Below are 22,059 nucleotides of genomic sequence, written 5' to 3'. Positions count from 1 at the left end.
GTTCAAATTAATCGCTGTCTTTCCAGCTAGCCAGCAAGTTTTGATGCTCACTCAAGCTAGGTAAACCCGGTCTCGCCCCGATCCGCGAGCAGCAAAACGCGCCGGCCACGCTGGCGTAGCGCAATAATTCCATCCAGCTCAAACCCTTGGCAAGGCCGGCGGCGAAGGCGCCATGAAAGGCGTCGCCGGCGCCGGTGGTGTCGATGGCGACGATGGGCGGGGCGTTTAACCTGCCGTGTTCCTGGCCGCGTTGCCAGATCAAGCCGCGTTCGCCCAGGGTAATGACTACCACGGCGGCAATTTGCGCCAATTTGGATAAGGCCAGGTTTTCATCTCCGGCATATTGCAGCGCAAACTTTTCCGAACAGACCAGATATTCGACTTTAGTCATGAGAGCCCGCGTACCGTCATGTATTGAGCCGGCATCCAATACCGTCGGTATTGGCTTGCTGAGTTGCTCAAGACAGCGCAGGGAAATATGCGGTTCATGACCATCGAACAACAGCACTTTGGCTGTTAAGTCGTCAAAGCCGATAGCGGTGGCGGGCAGGGCGCCGGTTTGTCCTTTGTAATTGATTAAGGCGCGCTGGCCGTTCGGTTTGACCAGTACCGTCGATAAGGGCGTTGGCGACGCGCCGCGTACCACTAAGCGCGTATCGACGCCATGCTCTTGCAACTCCCGTAAATGACTGTCGCCATACACGTCGTTACCCAAATAACCGCAAAAGCCGGCTTTGCCGCCTAGTTTGGCAACCGTGACGGCGGCGTTGGCGGCAGGTCCGCCGCCACAGCCCAGCAAGTCGTCGGCGACGATTTTTTCATCGGCGCCGGGATGATGCGGCACGGAAAACACCAAATCGTAACTGGCATGGCCGATACAAAGTACGTCGAGCGGTGCGGCGGTCATTGCGCAACACCTTTGCTGCGATTATCCATGCGCCGCAGAAATTCGCTCATGATGGCTTTATACAATTCGTCGCCCAAATATTTGTCTTCCACACCGCTGTCGATGCTGGGGTTGTCGTTGACTTCGATGACATAGCCTTTGCCCTTGATTTCCTTGACATCGACGCCGTATAAACCATTGCCGATAGGTTGCGTGGCCCGTAATGCCGCGTCCAGCACGCCTTTGGGGACTTCGAAGGTGGGCAGGGTGTCGAAGTTACCACTGTCGGTGCGTTTGGCGCCGTGCCGGTATATCTGCCAATGGTTTTTCACCATGAAATAGCGGCAGGCATACAGGGCTTTTTGATTGAAGATGCCGATGCGCCAGTCAAAATCGGTGTACAGAAATTCCTGGGCCAGCAATAGCGCGGATTGCTCGAACAGCTCGGCGACTTTGCTCTCCAGTTCCTGGCGGTTATGCACTTTGACGATGCCGCGCGAAAACGAGCCGTCAGGAATTTTGATCACCACCGGGTAACCGGCACTGGCTTCCAGATTGTCCAAGTGTTGGGTATTGCCCTTGTGCAAGATCCAGGTTTTGGGAGAGGGCACTTTATGGGTGCGAAACAGGTCGGCCAGATAGACTTTATTGGCGCAGCGCAAGATGGACGTGGGATCGTCGATCACTACCAATCCTTCCGCTTCGGCTTTTTTGGCGAAACGGTAGGTGTGATGGTCGATGGCGGTGGTTTCGCGGATGAATAAACCATCAAATTCCGGCAGACGTCCGTAATGATTCAAGGTAATCAGTTCCACATCGATACCCAGCTGCCGGCCGGCATCGATAAATTTTTTCAGCGCACCGCGATTACTGGGTGGCAATTGTTCGGAGGGGTTGATCAGAATCGCCAAATCATAACGCGCGGTTTTTCGGGTCCGGCTTTTCCGCCAGACCTTTTTGCTGAAGCGATCCAGCGCATCGGCGAATAAGGTCTGCATCGCGTCGTCCAACTGCCTGGGGGAGACGGCTTTTAGATCGGTGATTTGCCATTGCTGCTCAAAGCGCAAGCTGATTTCCAAAATCGGGCAGGCGAAACGCTCGAACAATAACCGCGCCAGTTCTTGAAAAGCCGGTTCCGGCGTGGTGCCGAAATAGCTATACAGAGTAACTTCGCCGTTCTGGTTTTGATGTTTGAAGGCGCGCGCCAGCGGCTGGTTTAGGTCCTCCAGTTGCAGGCGGTACAGGGCATTTTTGCCCAAGTCGTTGATGACTTTAACCGACGGAATGACGTGGTGATTGCGGGCCTCGGCCAGTAGCGAGCAATAATAGCCATCGGATAGATAGGTGTAGCTGCTGCAAAGGTTTATCACCCGCACCCGCTGATCGGGATCGGTTTGCTCACTGGCCAGATAGTCTTCAAAGCTGACGACCTGATCGCTAGGGTAATAAGGATTCCAATCCGAAAGGTCGTCAACGACCAACAGCGTGCTTGCCATGGTAAAAAATACTCGAAAGGTTTATGTTGGGCGGGGATTTTGAAACCAGTCGGGTTATAAGACAAGCCGAATTCTGCAATTCCCTCCGCTGCTGCCTATTGCTTGCGGCCTGGGGGTTTGCCACACTGTACAATTACCGTCTCCGAACAGTTGAGTATGCAGATGAGTTTGTCCCCCTACGGCACCGAAATCGATACCCGCGTCTTCCCAGCCAGTTATGCCAAGGCGCGCCTGGCTTGGTTGTCGCTAATCTCTGCGGTGACACACCCGCTAAGACACGAGATTTATCAATGCGTCGGACTGGGGCCGGACGGCGAATCTTTGCTGACCGATACCGCCTGGATAGGCGATGAGCAAGCGGACAACGTGGTGGTGTGCCTTGCCGCGACGCACGGCGTGGAAGGCTTTGCGGGCAGCGCAATTCAGCTTGATGTGCTGCAAGGCTTAAACAAATGCCAGCTGGATATTCCCAATGGTACGGCGCTATTGCTGGTCCACGCATTAACGCCCTGGGGCTATGCCTGGTCGCGGCGGTGTGACGGCGATGGTGTGGATTTGAATCGCAATGCGGTGGATTTTTCGCAGTCCTTGCCGGAGAACCCGGATTACGACTTGTTGCGGGAATGGTTATTCGTGGCGGACGCTGGGCAAAGACAGCAGGCTTTTGCCGATTTTGGCCGGCAATTCGGCCGAGTCGCGCTGGAGAAAGCCATCAGTGGTGGCCAATACCGCGACCCGTCCGGACCGTTTTACGGCGGCAGTGCGCCGGCGCATGGCCGGCTGGTCTGCGAGGATTTGATTCAACGTCACAATTTGGCGCAACGTCGTGTCGCCGTGGTGGATTTGCATACCGGTCTCGGTCCTTACGGTTACGGGGAAATTATCTGCGATCATCAGCCCGACAGTGCCGGGGCGGCGGTCGCGCAGCACTGGTACGGCGATTCGGTGACCTTGCCGCTCGCGGGCACGTCCAGCTCGGTGCCGAAACTGGGCTTGTTGGATTATCTCTGGCACGCCAACATGAGCCCGCAAAGTTGTTACGTCACGCTGGAGTTTGGCACGTACAGCACCGACCATTTGTTTGAAGTGTTGCTGCGCGATCATCAACTGTGGGCTGCCGAGGATATTAACGATCAACGTTTTGCGCACAGTATGGAAATGCGCCAGCATTTTTGTCCCAACGACAATGCCTGGCAGGAAATGGTGTTGTTCCGCGCGCGGCAATTACTGGGTCAGGCGCTGCGCGGAGTGTCCTTGTGACAGTTTTAGCCACTGAGTTGGCGGTGCGGCCGGCGCAAAGCGCCGATCTGGAGGGCTTGGTAGCCTTGGAAAATGCCAGCTTTGCCACCGACAAATTAAGCCGGCGCAGTTTCCGGCATTGGTTAAGTTCCGATCATCGCGCCCTGTTATTAGCGGAATGGGCGGGACTGGTCGCCGGCTATATTTTGATCATTTATCACCCCGGCACCCGCTTGGCGCGGATTTATTCGCTGGCCGTGGCGCCGCAGCTGCGCGGCAAGGGCATTGCCAAGACTTTAATGCTGGCCGGCGAGCAAGCCGCGCGCGATGATGGCCGCTTGTATTTGCGTCTGGAAGTGAGTGTGGATAACACGCCGGCCATTGGTTTATACGAGGCGCTGGGCTTTCAAAAATTTGGCTTGTACCGCGATTATTACCAAGACCATAAAGATGCCTTGCGCTACCAAAAGCGCATCCGCCGTTACCGTGATACCCCTCAGCATCGTTCGGTGCATTGGCTGCGGCAGACTACGCCGTTTACTTGCGGTCCGGCGGCGTTGATGATGGCGATGCACGCTTTGAATAAAAGCTATTTGCCGTCGCGCGAGCAGGAAATCGAGTTATGGCGGGAAGCCACTACTATTTTTATGACTTCCGGTCATGGCGGTTGCCATCCCATCGGTTTGGCCTTGGCTGCCAAACGCCGGCAATTCGCGGTGGAAGTGTGGATCAACCAAACCGGCTCCTTGTTTATCGATAGCGTGCGTAGCGAGGATAAAAAACAGATCGTCGAGTTGGTCGATACCTGTTTCAAGCGTGACGCAGCAGAGCAGGGCGTGGCGATACATTATGCCAACGTCACGCAAAACGACTTGATAGCCGCGTTCGAAGCCGGGGCAATACCTTTAATTTTGATCAGTACCTTTTCGATGGACCGCAAAAAAGCTCCGCATTGGGTCGTGATGAGTGGTTTTGATAAGGATTGTTTGTACATGCACGATTCCGATCCGGACGAAGGCCGGCAGAATGAGTTGGATTGCCAGTTTGTTCCGATTGCCCGAGAGGATTTCGACCGCATGTCCTGTTTTGGGAAATCGCGGTTGCGGACGGCGGTTATTGTTTGGCCGGGCGCATAATGCGAGCTTTTCGTTCTCAGATGATGCGGCAGACGTTACAATTGTGGTGGCAACATCTAATATTCACGAGACCTTAATTCATGAACGACCGTAATCACGACGACGGCAGCAAGAAAGTTAAAAATATCGCTGCGGTTTTGTACCTATTGGTGCTGACTTTTCTAGTCGGTGGCTCTTACCTGCATCAGCAAAGAGCAGATGCCGCTCAAGTTGCGTCAACTACTGCCGTAAAACCATAAGCTTCGCCCGATAGCGATTTTCGGGCGCGTCCCGCTGCACCGAAATTGACATCGCCCCGCAACAACAGTACCTTAGCCGGCTTTCTTTAGAAGCCGTCTTCAAAACCAGAATTTCAAGAGTCATTAATGGAAGAATTTCATCGCATTAGCCGTCTGCCGCCTTACGTTTTTAACATCGTCAACGAGCTGAAAGCCAAAGCCCGAGCGGAGGGCGAAGACGTCATCGATTTTGGGATGGGCAATCCAGACCAGCCTACCCCCAAACACATCCTCGATAAAATGTTGGAAGTGGCGCAGCGCGATGATACCCATCGTTATTCGGTTTCCAAAGGCATTCCGCGCTTGCGCAAAGCAATTTGCGGCTGGTACAAAAAACGTTTCGACGTTGACTTGGATTTCAACACCGAGGCCATCGTTACGATAGGCTCTAAAGAAGGTTTGTCGCATTTGGCCTTAGCCACGCTGGGCCCTGGCGACGTGGTATTGGTGCCGAATCCGGCTTACCCGATTCATCCCTATGGCGTAGTGATTGCCGGTGCGGATATTCGCCATGTGCCGTTGACCCCAGGTGTCGATTTTTTTGAGGAATTGCAAAAAGGCATTGCCGAATGCTGGCCCAAGCCGAAGATGTTGATTCTGAATTTTCCGGGCAATCCCACCTGCCAATGCGTGGAGCTGGATTTCTTCGAAAAAGTGGTGGCGATTTGTAAGGAACACAATATCTGGATCGTGCATGACATCGCTTACGCCGACATCGTATTCGATGGCTATGTCGCGCCGTCGATATTGCAAGTAGAAGGCGCGAAAGACATTGCCGTCGAGTTTTTCTCGCTATCCAAGAGCTACAACATGCCCGGCTGGCGGGTCGGTTTCATGTGCGGTAACCCAACCTTGGTAGCGGCGTTGACCCGGATCAAATCCTACATGGACTACGGCACCTTCACACCGATCCAGGTGGCGGCGATTACTGCATTGGAAGGTCCGCAAGATTGTGTGAAAGAAATCTGCGACATGTATAAGGCGCGCCGCGATGTGTTGTGCGACGGCTTGAATGCGATGGGTTGGCATGTCGAAAAACCGCGGGCGACCATGTTTGTTTGGGCCAAAATTCCGGAAGCCTATCGGGAAATGGGTTCTATCGAATTTGCCAAAAAATTGATCATTGATGCCAAAGTGGCGGTGTCGCCGGGTATTGGTTTTGGTCAGCATGGCGATGATCATATCCGCTTCAGCCTGATCGAAAACGAGCATCGGACGCGCCAAGCCTTGCGCAGCATCCGAAATATGCTGAAAAAAGACAACGTAGTATAATCGCCGCCATTTTTGGGTATCACGTCAGGAGTCAGGTTTGAAGCCGGTAACAGTTGGGGTTTTGGGATTGGGTACCGTCGGTGGCGGCACCGTCAACGTACTGAAAAGGAATGCCGGGGAAATTGCTCGCCGGGCCGGCCGGGAAATCGTGGTCACCCGTGCGTCGGCGAGAGATCTGAACCGGACGCGGATTTGCGCTACCGATGGCATTATCTTAACGGCCGATCCGTTCGAGATCGTTAACGACCCGGACATTGATGTGGTTGTCGAATTGATCGGTGGTTACGATCTGGCGAAGCAACTGGTGTTAACCGCGATTGCCAACGGCAAACACGTGGTTACCGCCAATAAGGCCCTGATTGCCTTGCACGGCAACGAAATCTTCGCCGAAGCTAGCAAAAATGGCGTGATGGTATTGTTTGAAGCGGCGGTGGCCGGTGGCATACCGATTATCAAAGCCATACGCGAAGGGTTGGCCGGCAACCGGATCAAATGGCTGGCCGGCATCATCAATGGCACCGGCAATTTCATCCTCACTGAAATGCGCGACAAAGGCCGCGACTTTGCCGACGTATTGGCCGAGGCGCAAGCTTTGGGTTATGCCGAAGCCGATCCCACCTTTGACGTGGAAGGTATCGATGCAGGTCACAAGCTGACCATACTGGCTTCAATTGCCTTCGGCATTCCGTTGCAATTCGACAAGGTCTTTACCGAAGGTATCACCAAGATTACCCGTCTGGACGTTGAATACGCGGAGGCACTGGGTTACCGAATCAAGAATCTGGGTATCGCCCGCAAGACCGAGGACGGCATCGAGTTGCGCGTGCATCCGACCTTGATTCCCAAGCGCCGCTTGATCGCCAACGTTGACGGCGTGATGAATGCGGTATTGGTGTGCGGCGACGCCGTTGGTCCAACCTTATATTACGGTGCCGGCGCGGGCGCGGAGCCGACTGCTTCCGCTGTGGTAGCCGATCTGGTTGATGTGGTCAGAGCGATGACCAGCGATCCTGAAAACCGGGTGCCGCATCTGGCGTTCCAGGCCGATGCCATTGCCGACATTCCGGTGTTGCCTGCTGAACAAATCAAGACCGCCTATTACTTGCGCCTGACTGCCGAGGACAAGCCCGGCGTGTTAGCCGATGTGACCCGGATTTTGGCGGCGCACAACATCAGCATTGAAGCTTTGATTCAAAAAGAACCGCCGCAAGGCGAGACTTCCGTGCCCATCATTATGCTGACGCAACTGACGCTGGAAAAAGAAATGAACGCCGCGATTGCGGCCATCGAAGCGCTGGCGACTGTCAGCGGCAAAGTGGCGCGGATTCGCTTGGAAACTCTAGGATAATAATGACAACGCAAACACGCTACACAGGCATCATCGAACGCTACCGCGACCGCTTGCCGGTCTCTGCCGACACCCGGCTGATCAGTCTTTGCGAGGGCAATACCCCGCTGATTCAGTTGCAAAATATCCCTCGCTTGATCGGTAAGGATGTGGATATTTATGTGAAATTCGAAGGCCTAAATCCGACCGGTTCGTTTAAAGATCGCGGTATGACCATGGCCGTGACCAAGGCCGTGGAAGAGGGCAGCCAAGCCATCATCTGCGCGTCGACCGGCAATACCTCGGCGGCTGCGGCTGCGTATGCGGTGCGGGCCGGCATCCGTGCTTTCGTCTTGATCCCCGAAGGCAAAATTGCGTTGGGCAAGTTGGCGCAGACCATGATGTACGGCGCCAAAATTATCCAGATCAAAGGCAACTTTGACGCCGGCATGTCGATTGTCAAGGAAATCACGGACCATGCCCCGGTCACGATCGTGAACTCTATCAACCCTTTCCGTCTGGAAGGTCAAAAGACCGCTGCTTTCGAGATCGTTGATGCCCTGGGCGATGCGCCCGATTTCCACTGCTTGCCTGTCGGTAACGCCGGCAATATCACCGCGTACTGGAAGGGTTATAAGGAATATTCAACCGATAGCGCCACCCATAAAGCCGTTACCAAAAAACGTCCGGTGATGTGCGGCTATCAAGCGGCCGGTGCTGCGCCTTTCTTGGCCGGTCACCCAGTGGAAAATCCGGAAACAGTGGCGACGGCAATCCGCATCGGTAATCCGCAATCTTGGGACGGGGCTTGGACCGCGCAGAAACAATCCGGCGGTTGGTTCGCATCGTTTACCGACCCGCAAATTCTGGCCGCGCAAAAAATGCTCTCCGCCTATGAAGGTATCTTCTGTGAGCCTGCTTCCGCCACCTCACTGGCGGGCGCCTTGCACGACATTGCGAATGGCAATATTCCGGAAGGTAGCAAGATAGTCTGTACCTTAACCGGTAACGGCATTAAAGATCCCGATACCGCCATTGCGCAATGCAAGGACGATCAACCCATCACGATAGACGCGACGCTGGATGCGGTAAAAAAAGCCATTCTGGATTCGATGTGAGTCTAGCGATGAGCATCGACAAGCCGGCAATTGCCGGCTTTTTTATTGCCTGATATGTATTTGCAAAGCGTTAAAAAAGTCATCCTGCCCAGGACGGTGCAGATTAAAAATCCGCACTTTGGCGAGATGGACCCGGTGCTGCAAAGGATTTTTAGCAGCCGGGGCGTGCAGAGTGCCGATGAATTGGATCGGAGCTTGGCGAGTTTGCCCTCGCCTTGGTTACTAACCGGCATGAAGGAGATGGTCGAGCATTTGGTGTCGGCAATCAAACAACAGCAAAAAATCACCGTGGTCGCCGATTTTGATGCCGACGGCGCCACCAGCTGCGCCCTAGCTTTAAAAGGCTTCGCGCTGCTCGGGGCGAAAGCCGTGGATTTTGTGGTGCCCAACCGTTTTGAATACGGTTATGGCTTGACGCCGGAAATTGTGGAGTTGGTGAAGCGGCAGAGCCCCGATATTATCGTCACTGTGGACAATGGCATATCCAGTATTGACGGTGTCAAAGCCGCCAAGGCTGCTGGTATCAAGGTGTTGATTACCGATCACCATTTACCAGGACTGGAACTGCCGGACGCCGATGCCGTCGTCAATCCCAATTTGCCTGACGATAAGTTTCCAAGCCGAAACGTCGCCGGCGTAGGGGTGATGTTTTATATTTTGATGGCCTTGCGGATTCGCTTGCGCGAGTTGCATTGGTTTGAAAAAGCCGGGATTCCTGAGCCGAATCTGGCGCGTTTGCTCGATTACGTGGCCTTGGGTACGGTGGCAGACGTGGTGGCTTTAGATCAAGTTAACCGCATCTTGGTGCATCAAGGCTTATTGCGCATCCGTTCCGGGCAATGTCAGTCGGGCATCAAAGCGTTGGCCGAAGTGGCCGGCAAGCAGTTGGCCGGGATTCATGCCAGTGATCTGGGTTTTTCCATCGCGCCACGCTTGAATGCGGCCGGGCGGATGGATGATATGTCCTTGGGCATTCAGTGCTTGCTGACCGACGATGCGGGCTTGGCACATGACATTGCCGAACAATTGCATGCCTTGAACCAGGACCGAAAAGAAGTCGAAGGGCAGATGAAGACCGAGGCGATGGTATTGCTGGCGGAAATGAAGGCTCTTGATGAAAAACATGTGCCGGCTGGTGTGTGTTTATATGACGGCAATTGGCATCAAGGGGTGATCGGCATCTTGGCGTCGCGGATCAAAGACCGCTTGCACAGGCCGGTGATCGCATTTGCTCCAGCCGACAATGGCGACATTAAGGGGTCTGCCCGTTCCATCAATGGTGTGCATATCCGCGATGTACTCAGCGAAATTGCTGCCAGGCATCCGCAGATATTAAGCAAATTCGGCGGCCACGCCATGGCCGCGGGTTTGACGATTAAATTGCATGACTATCCGCATTTTGCCCTGGCTTTTGCCGAGACAGTGGCGACGAAACTGGAGTTGGTGGATCTGGAACAGAAGGTCTATTCCGACGGCGAACTGGATGAGCAGCACATCACTTTGGCTTTCGCGGAAACGCTCCAGCAGGCGGCGGTGTGGGGGCAAACCTTCCCGGAGCCGGTATTCAATGGCGTATTCGATGTGATCCAATGCCGCATCGTCGGGCAGCAGCATTTAAAGTTTGTGTTGCGCTTGCCGTTTAGCGGCCAGTTGCTGGATGCGATAGCGTTTTTTGCCGATCACCCGGAAAAATGGCTGGGTTGCCGAAAAATCAACGCAGCCTATAAGTTGGATATTAACGAATTTCGCGGCCAACGCAGCCTGCAACTGTTGTTGCATTATTTGGAGAAATGGGAATAAGCGCCTATGTCTGAGAGACTGTTACGCTGGATAGATTCACATACGCTGGCTTTGCTGCTGGCGCTCATGTTGTTGCGTGGCGGATTTTTACTGATCAATGGCTTTGATTTGATCGGTGATGAAAGCTACTACTGGGATTGGTCGCGGCGACCGGACTGGTGCTATTACAGCAAACCGCCGATGATAGCTTGGCTGATCGGTGCGTTTACCTGGCTGTTGGGTGATTACACATTTACCGTGCGTTTGCCGGCGCTGTTGTTGGGCACGGTATTTCTGGGGTATTTTCACGCCACGGCCAAGGCATTTTACGGTGCGCGCGGTGGTGCCTTGGCACTGTTGCTGGTGTTGGCGACGCCGATCAATGTGCTTGCCAACTTCCTGATGACCATCGATGCGCCGCTGTATTGTTTCTGGATAATGACCGTGTATTACTTGAGACGGGCATTGTTCGACAATCAAGCGCGCGCCTGGTTATGGGCTGGTTTGGCAAGTGCCGCTGCCTTGCTCAGCAAGCAATCGGCATTGATTTTGCCGTTAATGTTGCTGATCTTTTTAGCCTTGGATGAGCAACGCCGGGGGCTGTTGAAAAAAGAGTTTCTGATTTATTTAAGCCCTATCGTGATCGCGGCAGTGCCGATTTTATGGTGGAACCAGCAACACGACTGGGTGATGTTTGGGCATAGCAAAGGCCATTTCGGTAACCATGAACCGGTCAGCCTGCTTAAGCACTTACAATGGGCCCGAGATTTTCTGCTTTACCAGCTGTTATTAGTTTCGCCGGTGCTGTTTGTGCTGGTGCTGATTAGCAGCGCGCAAGCGGCGTTCAATTTTAGACGTCTGGCTGCGGAGCAACGATTTTTGTTATTGATGGGGCCAGCCTTGTTACTGGGGGTTTTGCTGCTCAGTGTGCTGCAAAAAGCCCAAGGCAATTGGCCTATGCCGTTTTATTTTACCGGCTTGATTTTGTTGGTCGGCAACTGGCTGGCCGGTGCCTGGAAAAAAGCCTTGAAATACGGCGTCGTGCTGGGTTTGGCAATGGTGCTGTTGACCTATTCGCTGCCCATTGTCTTGCAAGTGTTTAAATTACAAAACACGGCGTTCGATCCCACCAAGCGTTTCAACAGCTGGCAGGAGTTGGCGATTAACGTGCATTTCGAGCGCATGATCAGTCTGCCCAATCTGGATAATACCTTTGTGGTAGCCTTGGGCCATCGTTATCTGGCGAGCGAGTTGGCGTTTTATTTACCCGATCATCCCCAGGTTTATCGTTACGAACCCAGTGGTGTGGTGACGTCGCAGTACGAAGTTTGGCCTGGTCCGCAGGCGTTTGTCGGCAAAAACGGCTTTGTGCTGGGTGAAACTTCGGAGGAAAACCTACCCGCAGAATTGAAAGCGGCGTTTCAAAATTTTCGCTTCTTGGCGCAAATCCCCAATCCTGCCAAGCCGAGTTCCCCGTATTACCTGTATTTAGGTGAAAACCTGAAGTTTTGGCCGGAAACCGTCCGGCTAACATTGGATAAGGAAAGCTATGCCCCATCGGAAAATTAGACGCGCGCGCAACGAACTCATGCTCGTGTTGCTATTGGCGGCACTGACCACACTATTGTTTGGGCTGACAGACCTGGATTTGCGCCTGGCGGCCTTGTTTTATCATCCGGAAAATCCCGGCGATGTCTGGCCGACCCAGCATTGGTGGCCCTGGAAATTGCTGTATGACTATGCTTTTCCGTTCACCTTGTGGGCCGGTCTAATAGCTTTAGCGGTTTATGTCCTCAGTCATTTCAATACTCATACGCAACGCTTTCGCCGTAAGGCCTTGTACATACTGCTGGTCATTGCTTTAGGTCCGGGCTTGGTGGTTAATCTGATCGTCAAAGATCATTGGGGAAGACCCCGGCCGGTGCATGTCAGCCAGTTCGGTGGCGAGCATCAGTATGTACCACCGGCTAAATTTGGCCATACCCCGGATAAATCCTTCGTCTGCGGCCATTGCTCGGTAGGCTATACATTTTTTGTATTGTATTTTCTGTCGCAAAACCATAAAGCCATCTATTTTCTGTTGACCATAGTGTTGGCGTGGACTCTGGGCTTTACCCGGATGACTTCCGGCGGACATTTTGCGTCGGATATTTTATGGTCCGGCTACCTGGTATTTTTGGTGGCTTATGCCTTGTACTACGGTTGGTATGTTCGGATAAAGCCGGACGTGAAGACCGCGCAATGACGGGGGCAATCAAGATTTGGGTGGATGCGGATGCCTGTCCTAATTTGATTAAAACGGTTTTGTTCCGCGTCGCCCAAAAAAGGCAGTTGGAATTGCTGCTGATTGCCAATCAAAGCATCGCCGTGCCGCCATCTCGTTATATCCAATCCATTCGCGTCAGCGGCGGTTTCGATGTAGCTGATGATTATATCGTCGAGCATCTGCGGGCCGGCGATCTGGCGATTACCGGCGATATTCCGTTGGCTGCAAAAATCCTAGCCAAGCAGGGGTTTGTGATTCATCCGCGCGGCGAAGCGTATACGGTGGAGAATATCGGTGAAAAACTGGCCATGCGCGATTTCATGGAAGGCTTGCGCGATAACGGTTTGGCATCCGGTGGTGCGGCGGCCATGACGGCCAAAGATGTCCAAAATTTCGCCAACGCGCTGGATAGATTTCTGGCCGCCCGGCAAATATAACAGGCTGAGTTTTCAGGGTTAGCTTGATATAATGCCCCGGTTTTATATACCTAAACACGAGAGATTTGCATGATTCAAGGTAGTATCGTTGCGCTGGTAACCCCGATGACGGAAGACGGTGCGGTGGATGAAACCAGTCTCAAACGGCTGGTCGAATTTCATATAGAGCAAGGGACTGACGCATTGGTAGCGGTTGGTACCACTGGCGAATCGGCAACTCTCGACGAAGACGAGCATTGCGCAGTCATTAAATTTATCGTCGATTGCGTGGCCGGACGGATACCGGTTATCGCCGGCACCGGTGCCAATTGCACCCGCGAAGCGATACACCTGACTCAAAAAGCCAAGCAAGCCGGTGCGGACGCTTGTTTGCTGGTCACGCCTTATTACAACAAACCGACCCAGGAAGGCTTGTACCTGCATTACAAAGCCATCGCCGAAGCGGTCGATATTCCGCAAATTCTGTACAACGTGCCGGGGCGTACCGCTTGCGACTTGTTGCCGGAAACCGTGGGTAGACTGGCGAAAATCGATAACATCGTGGGTGTGAAAGAAGCCACCGGTAAGCTGGAAAGAGTTAAAGAAATCCGGGATTTAACCGGTGACGATTTTGCGCTGTACACCGGCGACGACGCCACCAGCTGCGAATTTTGTTTATTGGGCGGCAACGGCAGCATCACCGTGACCGGCAACGTGGCACCGAAACTGGTCCACGAAATGTTGGCGGCGGCAATCGTGGGTGATCGCGCGACTGCCGAGGCGATAGACGCCAAGTTGACCGGTTTGCACAGCAGTCTCTTCATACAATCCAATCCCATTCCGGTCAAATGGGCGGTGGCGGAAATGGGTTTGATGGGCCAAGGCATCCGTTTGCCTTTGACTTGGCTGACTGAAGACTGTTTTGCTACCGTGCGCGCGGCGATGCATCAAGCCGGCGTTTTATAACCATGAAAACTCGCCTATACGGTCGTCTGACGCTGGTTTCGGCGTTGCTGTTGAATGCCTCGTGCAGCACCATCAAGAGCTGGTTTCCGGATAAGGAAAGAGATTATCAATTTACTACCGAAATCCCCGAATTAGTTGTCCCGGACGATCTAAAAACCAAGACCTTGGCGACCCGTCCGGTAAGCAATGCGCCGGAACCTGCACCAGAGCCGGTGCGGCAGGAGCCTGTCCGATCCGCGGCAGCCGCAGAGCCGGCGCCTAGTAAGCCGGAAAAAACCGAAGCTAAAGAGACTGTCGCGGCAGCCGGTTCCGGGAAAAGTGTGCAAGCGGCCGGCAGCAGTGGCGTCAGCAGTTTACAAATCGATCAATCTGCCACTCAAGCGTGGTGGATAGTCGGCAAAGCCTTGAGCCGCCAAAAATTGGAAGTGGTCGAGCGGAATATGGACAAAGGCTATTTCTTCGTCAAATACGATCCTGACGCGATTAAGCCGGAAGACGGTTCCATTCTGGACGAAATCACTTTTTTATTCGGCGACGATCCCAGCCAGGAACAGGAATATCGGGTAAGCCTGCATCAACTTGATGAACTGCTTACCGAAGTGACGGTGCAAGATAGTGACGGTAAGACCCTGTCAAATGTCGCTGCGACCTCTTTGCTCAGATTGATCACCGAAGGCATTAATCAGGATATACCCAGCGGTACCGCTGACAAGTCGGACAAAGCAGCCGACAATACGCCGTCGCCATAAAATCGCCGCCTTGTTTGCGATTTGGGGCTTGCCGTGTTTTATCTGCGGAATGTCCTGTATTTACTCTTTTAGCTATAAAAAACCATTCAAACACAGCCCATGTTGACCCTATCCGGAACCTCCGCTCTTTCCCGTTTTCGTATTGAAAAACTGCTGACCGAACTGCAGGCAGTGGCCGGCAGCATTACCGCTGTTAGTGCCCGGTTTCAGCATTTCGTGCAAATCGATGGTCAGCTATCCGCCGAGCAATCGGCGATGCTGGGACGCTTGCTCGATTATGGCCAAAGCGATGAAAGCAGCGAAAATGCGGCCGCGGAAGGGAGCGGCGAATCGTCTGAATCCCAATTTGTCTCCTTGTGGGTGGTGCCGCGTTTGGGCACTATTTCCCCTTGGTCTAGCAAAGCCTCGGAAATAGCCGAGCGTTGCGGCCTGGCCGCGGTAAAACGCATTGAGCGCGGTATCGAATACCGCTTTACCTCTTCCGAGCCTTTGAGCGATGCTGTTAAACACCAACTGGCGTCTTTACTGCACGATAGAATGATTCAGCAAGTGGTTTACGATCAGGCTGGCCTTGATTTGTTTGCCGAGCATGATCCCCAGCCTTTACAAACCGTAGCTATCGTAGAGCAGGGCAGGGACGCTTTGGTTAAGGCCAACGCTGAATTAGGCATGGCTTTGTCGGCTGACGAGATCGATTATTTGACCGAGAGCTTCATCAGTTTGGGTCGTAATCCGACCGACGTGGAACTGATGATGTTCGCCCAGGCCAACTCGGAGCATTGCCGGCATAAAATCTTCAACGCCAGTTGGACCATTGATGGCGAAGAGCAAGCCAAGTCCTTGTTCGCGATGATCCGCAACACCCACACCTTGAATCCGCAAGGCGTGCTGTCAGCCTACAGCGACAACTCGTCGGTGCTGGAAGGCCCGACCGCGCAGGTATTTATCCGCGATGCGGCGAATAACTATGCCTACGGCTATGTCGAAGAACAGGCGCACATGCTGATGAAGGTGGAGACCCACAATCATCCGACTGCGATCTCACCGCATCCCGGCGCGGCAACCGGTTCCGGCGGGGAAATTCGCGACGAAGGCGCCACCGGCCGCGGCTCGGCAACCAAGGCTGGCCTGACCGGTTTCAGCGTTTCGCACCTGAAAATTCCTGGTTTCCCGCAGCCTTGGGAAGCGGATTACGGCAAACCCGAGCGTATCGTTTCCGCGTTGGACATCATGCTGGAAGGGCCAATAGGCGGCGCAGCGTTCAATAACGAATTCGGTCGGCCCAATATCGCAGGCTATTTCCGCAGCTTCGAGCAACCGGCTGAGACCGGAGAGCCTAACCAATATCGCGGTTACCACAAACCCATCATGATCGCCGGCGGCATGGGCAACATCCGGCCCATGCTCGTCGAAAAGCAGCCGATTCCGGCCGGCTCGTTGATCGTGATCCTTGGCGGTCCGGCGATGCTGATCGGTTTGGGTGGCGGAGCGGCATCGTCGCAAACCTCCGGCGAGAGCGCGGCGGAACTGGATTTTGCCTCGGTGCAACGCGAAAACCCAGAAATGGAGCGCCGGTGCCAGGAGGTGATCAACCACTGTAATTCCTTGGGTGAGAATACGCCGATTGTTTCGATTCATGACATAGGCGCCGGCGGCTTGTCCAACGCAGTACCGGAAATTATTCACGACTGTGATCGTGGCGGTCGTTTTGAATTGCGCAAGGTGCAGAACGCCGACAAAGGCATGTCGCCGATGCAAATCTGGTGCAATGAGGCGCAGGAACGCTATGTGGTGGCGATCAAACCGGAATCGCTGGCATTGTTCGAATCTTTCTGCAAACGCGAGCATTGTTTGTACGCGGTGATCGGTCATGCCACCGACGAGGAACATCTGACGCTGAGCGACGAATGGCTGGGAGGTAAACCCGTTGACCTGCCGATGTCGGTATTGTTCGGCAAGCCACCGAAAATGCATAGAAACGTCCAGCGTTTGACCAAGAATTTGCCCGAATTGCAACTGGACCAAGTCGAGTTGGCCGAAGCCGTGAAACGGGTCTTAGCGTTTCCGGCCGTGGCGGACAAGAGCTTCTTGATTCACATCGGCGACCGATCGGTGACGGGTTTGGTCGCTCGCGACCAGATGGTCGGCCCCTGGCAAGTGCCGGTGGCTGATGTTGCGGTTACGGCTTCCGGCTTTTATGCCCACACCGGCGAAGCAATGGCAATGGGTGAGCGCACGCCCTTGGCTTTGATCGACGGTCCTGCTTCCGGACGCATGGCGATAGGTGAGGCGTTGACTAACTTGGCAGCGGCTCGTATCGGCAAGCTTAATGATGTCAAACTGTCCGCCAACTGGATGGCTGCTTGCGGCAGCCCCGGTGAAGACGCCGCGCTGTTCGATACCGTCAAGGCGGTGGGCATGGAATTGTGCCCGGAATTGGGCATTGCGATTCCGGTAGGCAAGGATTCGCTGTCTATGAAAAGCGTCTGGCATGAGAAGACCATGACCTCGCCGCTGTCGCTGATTATCACTGCCTTCGCGCCGGTACGGGACGTTCGTTCTACACTCACTCCTGAGTTGAAAAATGCCGATAGCGTGTTGCTGTTGATCGATCTTGGCCGGGGCAAGAACCGTCTCGGCGGTTCGGTGCTAGCCCAAGTTTACAATCAGCTCGGCAACCAGGCACCGGATCTGGACGACGCGAGTTTGTTCAAGCGTTTCTTCGATACCATTCAAGCCTTGAACGACCAAGGGCTGATTCTGGCTTACCATGATCGGGCCGACGGTGGTTTGCTGGCTACGGTAACCGAAATGCTGTTTGCCAGCCGTAAAGGCGTTGAACTAGATATTTCCGAACTGGGCGACGACGTGCTGGCGACCTTGTTCAACGAGGAATTGGGCGCGGTACTGCAAGTAAAAACGGCTGAATTGGATCATGTCGCGCGACTGTTGGATCAGGCCGGGCTGGACGAATTTACCCATATCGTCGGTAAATTAAGTTCAGATCAAAAGTTACGAATCGTCCGTAACGGCAAGGAAATTTACAGCGCGGAACGCGCTGAACTGCAACAAACCTGGTCGGAAGTCAGCTTCAGGATGCAAGCCTTGCGCGACAATCCCGATTGCGCACGGCAACAATTCGAGCGAATCGCCGATGACAACGATCCAGGTTTGTCCGCTCAGTTGACTTACGACATCAACGACAACATCGTTGCAAGATTCGCGGATGCGCATCGACCTAAAGTCGCGATTTTGCGCGAACAAGGCGTCAACGGCCACGTGGAAATGGCGGCAGCCTTCGATAGAGCCGGTTTCGCGGCCATCGATGTACACATGACCGACATCATCAGCGGCCGGGTGTCGCTGGCCGATTTTACCGGTCTGGTGGCTTGCGGCGGTTTTTCTTACGGTGACGTGCTTGGTGCGGGCGGCGGTTGGGCCAAATCCATCTTGTTCAACCCGAAAGCACGCGACGAATTTGCCGCGTTTTTTGCCCGCCCCGATACGTTTGGTTTGGGGGTTTGTAACGGGTGTCAGATGATGTCCGGCCTGAAGGATATTATTCCAGGTGCGGAACACTGGCCGCAGTTCAAACGCAATCTGTCGGAACAATTCGAGGCGCGGGTAGCGATGGTCAAGGTGCAGGCTTCGCCGTCGATTTTCTTCCAAGGCATGGCGGGTTCTATATTGCCGGTCGTGGTCGCTCATGGGGAAGGGCGCGCCGAGTTCGATTCCGAAAACCCTGCCGAAGCCGAGGTTGCGATCAGTTATGTCGATAACTACGGCAATGAAACCGAAGCCTTTCCGGCCAACCCGAACGGATCACCGCTGGGCATTACCGGTTTAACCACCGTCGACGGCCGTTTTACCATCATGATGCCGCATCCGGAACGTTGTTTCAGGGCGATACAGAACTCCTGGCATCCTGCCGATTGGTTGGAAGATGGGGCGTGGTTGCGAATGTTCAGAAATGCTCGGGTTTGGGTAGGCTGAGTCAGCGCCGAGGCTTTCGTTTGGTTAAATAGGATCGAGCTTGAGTAACCCATATCCCGAGCCTCTCCATGATTCAGGGGCTCCAATTTGCAGTTCTCATCGCCAGGAAATAAATAAGAATTTTTCCTATAGCTGTGTGGGAAGCTAGACGGGATAATAGAGGGTTTTCAACGCACTCCACGTTATGAGCCTTCGCTACCAGATTATCTGTCGCATCCTGCTGTCTTCGGTTTGTATTTTGGTATTGGGCGGGGCGATTGCGGTCTGGCAAGCCCGCCAAGCGGTCGAGAAGGAGGTGGATGCCTCGATTCATCTGGCCTTGCAGCTGATCACCTTGGGCATCACCGATACCCCGGTATTTCAACAAAGCGACGATTTATCCCGCTTCAGCGCCTTGCGGCAAACGCGGCATTTGAGCATTCAATTGCAAAAGCCGGACGGACAGTTAATCCATTTCGCCGGCGAAAATCAACCGACCAATCCCGAAGAAATGCCGCCTAGTTGGTTTATCCGCTTGGTGAAGGGCGACTATCCCAAAGTCGAGCATCAGCTGAACATGCAGGACGGCAAGTTATTGACGCTGATTATTCAGGCTCAGCCGCTCGATGAAATCACTGAAGTCTGGCAGGAAAGCGTGGCGTTTTTTGCGTCGATTTCCTTGTTGACTATGTTGACTTTTCTGGCGGTCAATCTGGTATTTAATAAGTCTTTGCAATCGATTGCGGTCATCGTGGACGCCTTGCGCCTGATCGAAACCGGCCAATATCGGCAACAATTGCCGCCATTTTCCACGCAGGAATTCGATGATATTGCCAAGGCAATCAATCATATGACGGTTGAATTGGAAAAAACCCGCCAGGAAAATCGCGCATTGACACAGCATTCGCTAGCCATTCAGGAAGAAGAGCGCCAACGCCTGTCTCAGGAATTGCATGACGAATTTGGCCAATCCCTGACGGCTATCAAAGTGATGGCGGTTACGGCAGCGCATCGTAAAGCCGACGCGGCTAAAATAACCGCAACAATCGCGGAAATTTGCGATCACTTAATGACTGTGGTGCGTTCGATGATGCAGCAATTGCATCCTCTGGTCTTGACCGAATTAGGATTGAAGGCCACTTTGGAAGAGATGGTTAATCATTGGTCGGAACGCAATGCCGACCTGCGTCTGACGATTCGTTGTAGCGACGCAGTGGATGGTTTGGATAAAAATCTGACTATTCAAGTGTTTCGGGTGATTCAGGAGTGTTTGACTAACGTGGTGCGCCATGCACAAGCCCATAGCGTGACAATTGACTTGGATAAGCTGGATCTCCCCCAGGCATGTTTGCAACTTAAAGTGCAGGATGACGGACGCGGCTGCGATTTGCAGACTACCAGTCAAGGCTTTGGTTTGCTGGGTATAAAAGAACGTATCAAGTCGCTGGACGGCGAATTGCAGGTGTTGTCTCGCCCTGGTTCAGGTATGTTGGTTAATGCGCGAATCCCACTCGTATGAATAACAAGATAAAAATCGTGTTGGTGGATGACCACCTGGTGGTGCGGGCTGGTTTTAAAATGCTGTTGGCTGCCGGGGATAGTGTCGAAGTTATCGGCGAAGCCGAGCGTGGTGAACAGGCTATTCAGCTTTATCAAGAATTACAGCCCGATATGTTGGTGATGGATTTGTCCATGCCGGGGATTGGCGGTTTGGAAACTATTCGGCGGATCATTCAGCGCGATAGTGAGGCAAGAATTTTAGTTTTTAGTGTGCATCATGAACAAGTTTATGTCAGCCGGGCATTGGCAGCCGGCGCGCAGGGCTATATCACCAAAAATAGCGCTCCCGGTATTCTTGCCGAAGCGATAGCGGCAATTATGGCTGGTCAACAGTATGTCGAGCGCGGTTTGGTCAAGGGGGGCGGTGAAGAACGCCAGCACACCGGTTATCACGCGATAATCGCCGGTTTTTCTGCACGCGAGTTCGATGTATTTAGCTTGCTTGCCCAAGGGTTGACGGTGCATAAGATCGCCGATCAACTGTGTTTGGGTCATAAAACCGTGGCGAACTACGCCACGCAAATCAAGAAAAAGCTCCAGGTGGACACTACCACCGAGCTTGCTCATATTGCGGTCAATTTGGGGATGACGGCGCGCTGATACTGGGTTTTAGGGTGCGGTGGACTCTATGAGGCGGGGGCTTAAATAGCGAGACTGGTGTGGCAATCGTTCAGGCAAATAAATTCGTCTGAACGATTATTGAAAATTATGTTTCTTAATCCAGAAGGCCGTCGAGTTCAGATTTAGCCGCTAGAACATCCGGCAGTTTTTCCTTAAGAAGTTGCTCCGATAGGCCTAAAAGTGCGGTTAATTGATTGGGTAACGAGGCTAAAATCTGATTTTCATCCAAACCCTGATCTTGGTAATCGCTGATTGCATGGGCGAGGAAAACTGTGCAAGCTAACTTGTTAGGCGTCTCCGCAGCCAAAGGTTCCGCCGATTGCTCGATGGTTTCGACTAATTCGTCAGCAAATTTCCAGCGACGGCAAAGCTCCGCGCAGACTGCCGGGCTGGTATAGCCCAAGCGCCTTTTTTCAATTTCCAATCTGACGTTGCCGTTTTTCACATGCTGATCAATTTCGTTGGCTTCACGGGGACTGCCAATGTGAATGAGCAGGTTGCCCAGATTGCTGATTAGCCCGGCAGTATAGGCGATGTCGGCTGCCAGGCCCGCTTGGGCCGCGAACCATCTTGCATAACCTGCTGTGCGAAAACTATTCCGCCAGCTTTGTTTGACATCGAAATTATCCAATTGCGGTACCACACCGACAATCCCGGATGCGATCACCAAGGTTTTCAGCTGGTTCATGCCCAGCAAGGTGATGGCTTCATCTATTGAGCCAATTTTACGGGATAAACCAAAATGCGCGGAGTTGACCAAACGCAGGATTTTTAAAACAATCACCTGCTCTTTTTCCACGTTTTTGGCTATGTCGAGCATATCCGCGTTGGGATTGTTTAGCTGATTGATGAGGGATCTGACGACTTCGGGTACTTGCGGAATTTTGTGGATTTCATCGAACAGTTGGTTCATTTTTGTGGGCATGTCTTCATCCTTAAGCTACGAAACTGTAATTATTTTTAGAGAATTATAGCCAG

Annotated in this window: 18 protein-coding genes; 15 read left to right on the top strand and 3 right to left on the bottom strand. The window is 53.4% G+C overall.

The annotated features are described in order from the left end of the window. Positions 1-7: 7 nt before the first annotated feature. Both ACMXD4_RS14240 and ACMXD4_RS14235 read right to left on the bottom strand, forming a co-directional pair. On the bottom strand, positions 8-907 hold the full coding sequence (locus ACMXD4_RS14240; RefSeq protein ID WP_415878526.1) for a carbohydrate kinase family protein: 900 nt from the start codon (positions 905-907) through the stop codon (positions 8-10). Further along, a complete protein-coding gene (locus tag ACMXD4_RS14235) occupies positions 904-2,382 on the bottom strand; it encodes a RimK family protein (protein ID WP_415878525.1) in 1,479 nt (492 codons plus the stop codon). The genes ACMXD4_RS14240 and ACMXD4_RS14235 overlap by 4 nt, the downstream gene beginning before the upstream one ends. Before the next feature lie 162 nt (positions 2,383-2,544). Between ACMXD4_RS14235 and ACMXD4_RS14230 the strand changes: the two genes are divergently transcribed. The 15 genes from ACMXD4_RS14230 (at position 2,545) to ACMXD4_RS14160 (ending at position 21,060) form a co-directional block, all read left to right on the top strand. Further along, positions 2,545-3,642 (top strand): DUF2817 domain-containing protein, encoded by a 1,098-nt coding sequence (locus ACMXD4_RS14230; protein WP_415878524.1) that lies wholly within the window; start codon positions 2,545-2,547, stop codon positions 3,640-3,642. Then, positions 3,639-4,757: a peptidase C39 family protein gene (locus ACMXD4_RS14225; protein ID WP_415878523.1), complete on the top strand. Its 1,119-nt coding sequence runs from the start codon at positions 3,639-3,641 to the stop codon at positions 4,755-4,757. The genes ACMXD4_RS14230 and ACMXD4_RS14225 overlap by 4 nt, the downstream gene beginning before the upstream one ends. Before the next feature lie 80 nt (positions 4,758-4,837). Beyond that, on the top strand, positions 4,838-4,996 hold the full coding sequence (locus ACMXD4_RS14220) for a hypothetical protein (RefSeq protein WP_415878522.1): 159 nt from the start codon (positions 4,838-4,840) through the stop codon (positions 4,994-4,996). A 126-nt stretch (positions 4,997-5,122) separates the two neighbouring features. Then, a complete protein-coding gene (gene alaC / locus ACMXD4_RS14215) occupies positions 5,123-6,307 on the top strand; it encodes an alanine transaminase (RefSeq protein WP_415878521.1) in 1,185 nt (394 codons plus the stop codon). Positions 6,308-6,344: 37 nt separating this feature from the next. Next, positions 6,345-7,655: a homoserine dehydrogenase gene (locus tag ACMXD4_RS14210; protein WP_415878520.1), complete on the top strand. Its 1,311-nt coding sequence runs from the start codon at positions 6,345-6,347 to the stop codon at positions 7,653-7,655. A 2-nt stretch (positions 7,656-7,657) separates the two neighbouring features. Beyond that, a complete protein-coding gene (thrC, locus tag ACMXD4_RS14205) occupies positions 7,658-8,752 on the top strand; it encodes a threonine synthase (protein WP_415878519.1) in 1,095 nt (364 codons plus the stop codon). 54 nt (positions 8,753-8,806) lie between these two features. After that, complete coding sequence (gene recJ / locus ACMXD4_RS14200; protein ID WP_415878518.1) at positions 8,807-10,552, top strand: single-stranded-DNA-specific exonuclease RecJ; 1,746 nt, start codon at positions 8,807-8,809, stop codon at positions 10,550-10,552. Positions 10,553-10,558: 6 nt separating this feature from the next. Then, the gene (locus ACMXD4_RS14195; protein ID WP_415878517.1) at positions 10,559-12,100 is read left to right on the top strand and encodes a glycosyltransferase family 39 protein; all 1,542 of its coding nucleotides are present in this window, start codon (positions 10,559-10,561) and stop codon (positions 12,098-12,100) included. Further along, entirely contained in the window at positions 12,081-12,776 is a 696-nt protein-coding gene (locus tag ACMXD4_RS14190) for a phosphatase PAP2 family protein (RefSeq protein ID WP_171694938.1), read from the top strand. Before ACMXD4_RS14195 ends, ACMXD4_RS14190 begins: the two co-directional genes overlap by 20 nt. Then, positions 12,773-13,234: a YaiI/YqxD family protein gene (locus tag ACMXD4_RS14185; RefSeq protein WP_240348286.1), complete on the top strand. Its 462-nt coding sequence runs from the start codon at positions 12,773-12,775 to the stop codon at positions 13,232-13,234. The genes ACMXD4_RS14190 and ACMXD4_RS14185 overlap by 4 nt, the downstream gene beginning before the upstream one ends. 69 nt (positions 13,235-13,303) lie before the next feature. Then, complete coding sequence (gene dapA, locus ACMXD4_RS14180) at positions 13,304-14,179, top strand: 4-hydroxy-tetrahydrodipicolinate synthase (RefSeq protein ID WP_415878516.1); 876 nt, start codon at positions 13,304-13,306, stop codon at positions 14,177-14,179. A 2-nt stretch (positions 14,180-14,181) separates the two neighbouring features. Beyond that, positions 14,182-14,928: an outer membrane protein assembly factor BamC gene (gene bamC / locus ACMXD4_RS14175; RefSeq protein ID WP_415878515.1), complete on the top strand. Its 747-nt coding sequence runs from the start codon at positions 14,182-14,184 to the stop codon at positions 14,926-14,928. Positions 14,929-15,027: 99 nt separating this feature from the next. Continuing rightward, complete coding sequence (gene purL / locus ACMXD4_RS14170; RefSeq protein WP_415878514.1) at positions 15,028-18,921, top strand: phosphoribosylformylglycinamidine synthase; 3,894 nt, start codon at positions 15,028-15,030, stop codon at positions 18,919-18,921. A 184-nt stretch (positions 18,922-19,105) separates the two neighbouring features. Continuing rightward, positions 19,106-20,419 (top strand): histidine kinase, encoded by a 1,314-nt coding sequence (locus ACMXD4_RS14165; RefSeq protein WP_171694939.1) that lies wholly within the window; start codon positions 19,106-19,108, stop codon positions 20,417-20,419. Beyond that, positions 20,416-21,060, top strand: a complete 645-nt coding sequence (locus ACMXD4_RS14160; RefSeq protein WP_033158089.1) for a response regulator transcription factor — start codon at positions 20,416-20,418, stop codon at positions 21,058-21,060. Before ACMXD4_RS14165 ends, ACMXD4_RS14160 begins: the two co-directional genes overlap by 4 nt. Positions 21,061-21,175: 115 nt before the next feature. Here ACMXD4_RS14160 and ACMXD4_RS14155 read toward each other — a convergent pair whose 3' ends face one another. Continuing rightward, a complete protein-coding gene (locus ACMXD4_RS14155; RefSeq protein WP_101055516.1) occupies positions 21,176-22,006 on the bottom strand; it encodes an HDOD domain-containing protein in 831 nt (276 codons plus the stop codon). Between the last annotated feature and the right edge of the window lie 53 nt (positions 22,007-22,059).

Source organism: Methylomonas sp. TEB, from assembly GCF_047777895.1.
Lineage (GTDB): Bacteria > Pseudomonadota > Gammaproteobacteria > Methylococcales > Methylomonadaceae > Methylomonas.
The sequence above is the reverse complement of the archived record's forward strand: the minus strand, read 5'-3'. Positions and strand labels throughout refer to the sequence as shown.

Coding starts and splice junctions, on each gene's coding strand:
- ACMXD4_RS14240 (WP_415878526.1), bottom strand. CDS start 907: ATGACCGCCGCACCGCTCGACGTACTTTGTATCGGCCATGCCAGTTAC.
- ACMXD4_RS14235 (WP_415878525.1), bottom strand. CDS start 2,382: ATGGCAAGCACGCTGTTGGTCGTTGACGACCTTTCGGATTGGAATCCT.
- ACMXD4_RS14230 (WP_415878524.1), top strand. CDS start 2,545: ATGAGTTTGTCCCCCTACGGCACCGAAATCGATACCCGCGTCTTCCCA.
- ACMXD4_RS14220 (WP_415878522.1), top strand. CDS start 4,838: ATGAACGACCGTAATCACGACGACGGCAGCAAGAAAGTTAAAAATATC.
- alaC (WP_415878521.1), top strand. CDS start 5,123: ATGGAAGAATTTCATCGCATTAGCCGTCTGCCGCCTTACGTTTTTAAC.
- thrC (WP_415878519.1), top strand. CDS start 7,658: ATGACAACGCAAACACGCTACACAGGCATCATCGAACGCTACCGCGAC.
- recJ (WP_415878518.1), top strand. CDS start 8,807: ATGTATTTGCAAAGCGTTAAAAAAGTCATCCTGCCCAGGACGGTGCAG.
- ACMXD4_RS14195 (WP_415878517.1), top strand. CDS start 10,559: ATGTCTGAGAGACTGTTACGCTGGATAGATTCACATACGCTGGCTTTG.
- ACMXD4_RS14190 (WP_171694938.1), top strand. CDS start 12,081: ATGCCCCATCGGAAAATTAGACGCGCGCGCAACGAACTCATGCTCGTG.
- ACMXD4_RS14185 (WP_240348286.1), top strand. CDS start 12,773: ATGACGGGGGCAATCAAGATTTGGGTGGATGCGGATGCCTGTCCTAAT.
- dapA (WP_415878516.1), top strand. CDS start 13,304: ATGATTCAAGGTAGTATCGTTGCGCTGGTAACCCCGATGACGGAAGAC.
- bamC (WP_415878515.1), top strand. CDS start 14,182: ATGAAAACTCGCCTATACGGTCGTCTGACGCTGGTTTCGGCGTTGCTG.
- purL (WP_415878514.1), top strand. CDS start 15,028: ATGTTGACCCTATCCGGAACCTCCGCTCTTTCCCGTTTTCGTATTGAA.
- ACMXD4_RS14165 (WP_171694939.1), top strand. CDS start 19,106: ATGAGCCTTCGCTACCAGATTATCTGTCGCATCCTGCTGTCTTCGGTT.
- ACMXD4_RS14160 (WP_033158089.1), top strand. CDS start 20,416: ATGAATAACAAGATAAAAATCGTGTTGGTGGATGACCACCTGGTGGTG.
- ACMXD4_RS14155 (WP_101055516.1), bottom strand. CDS start 22,006: ATGCCCACAAAAATGAACCAACTGTTCGATGAAATCCACAAAATTCCG.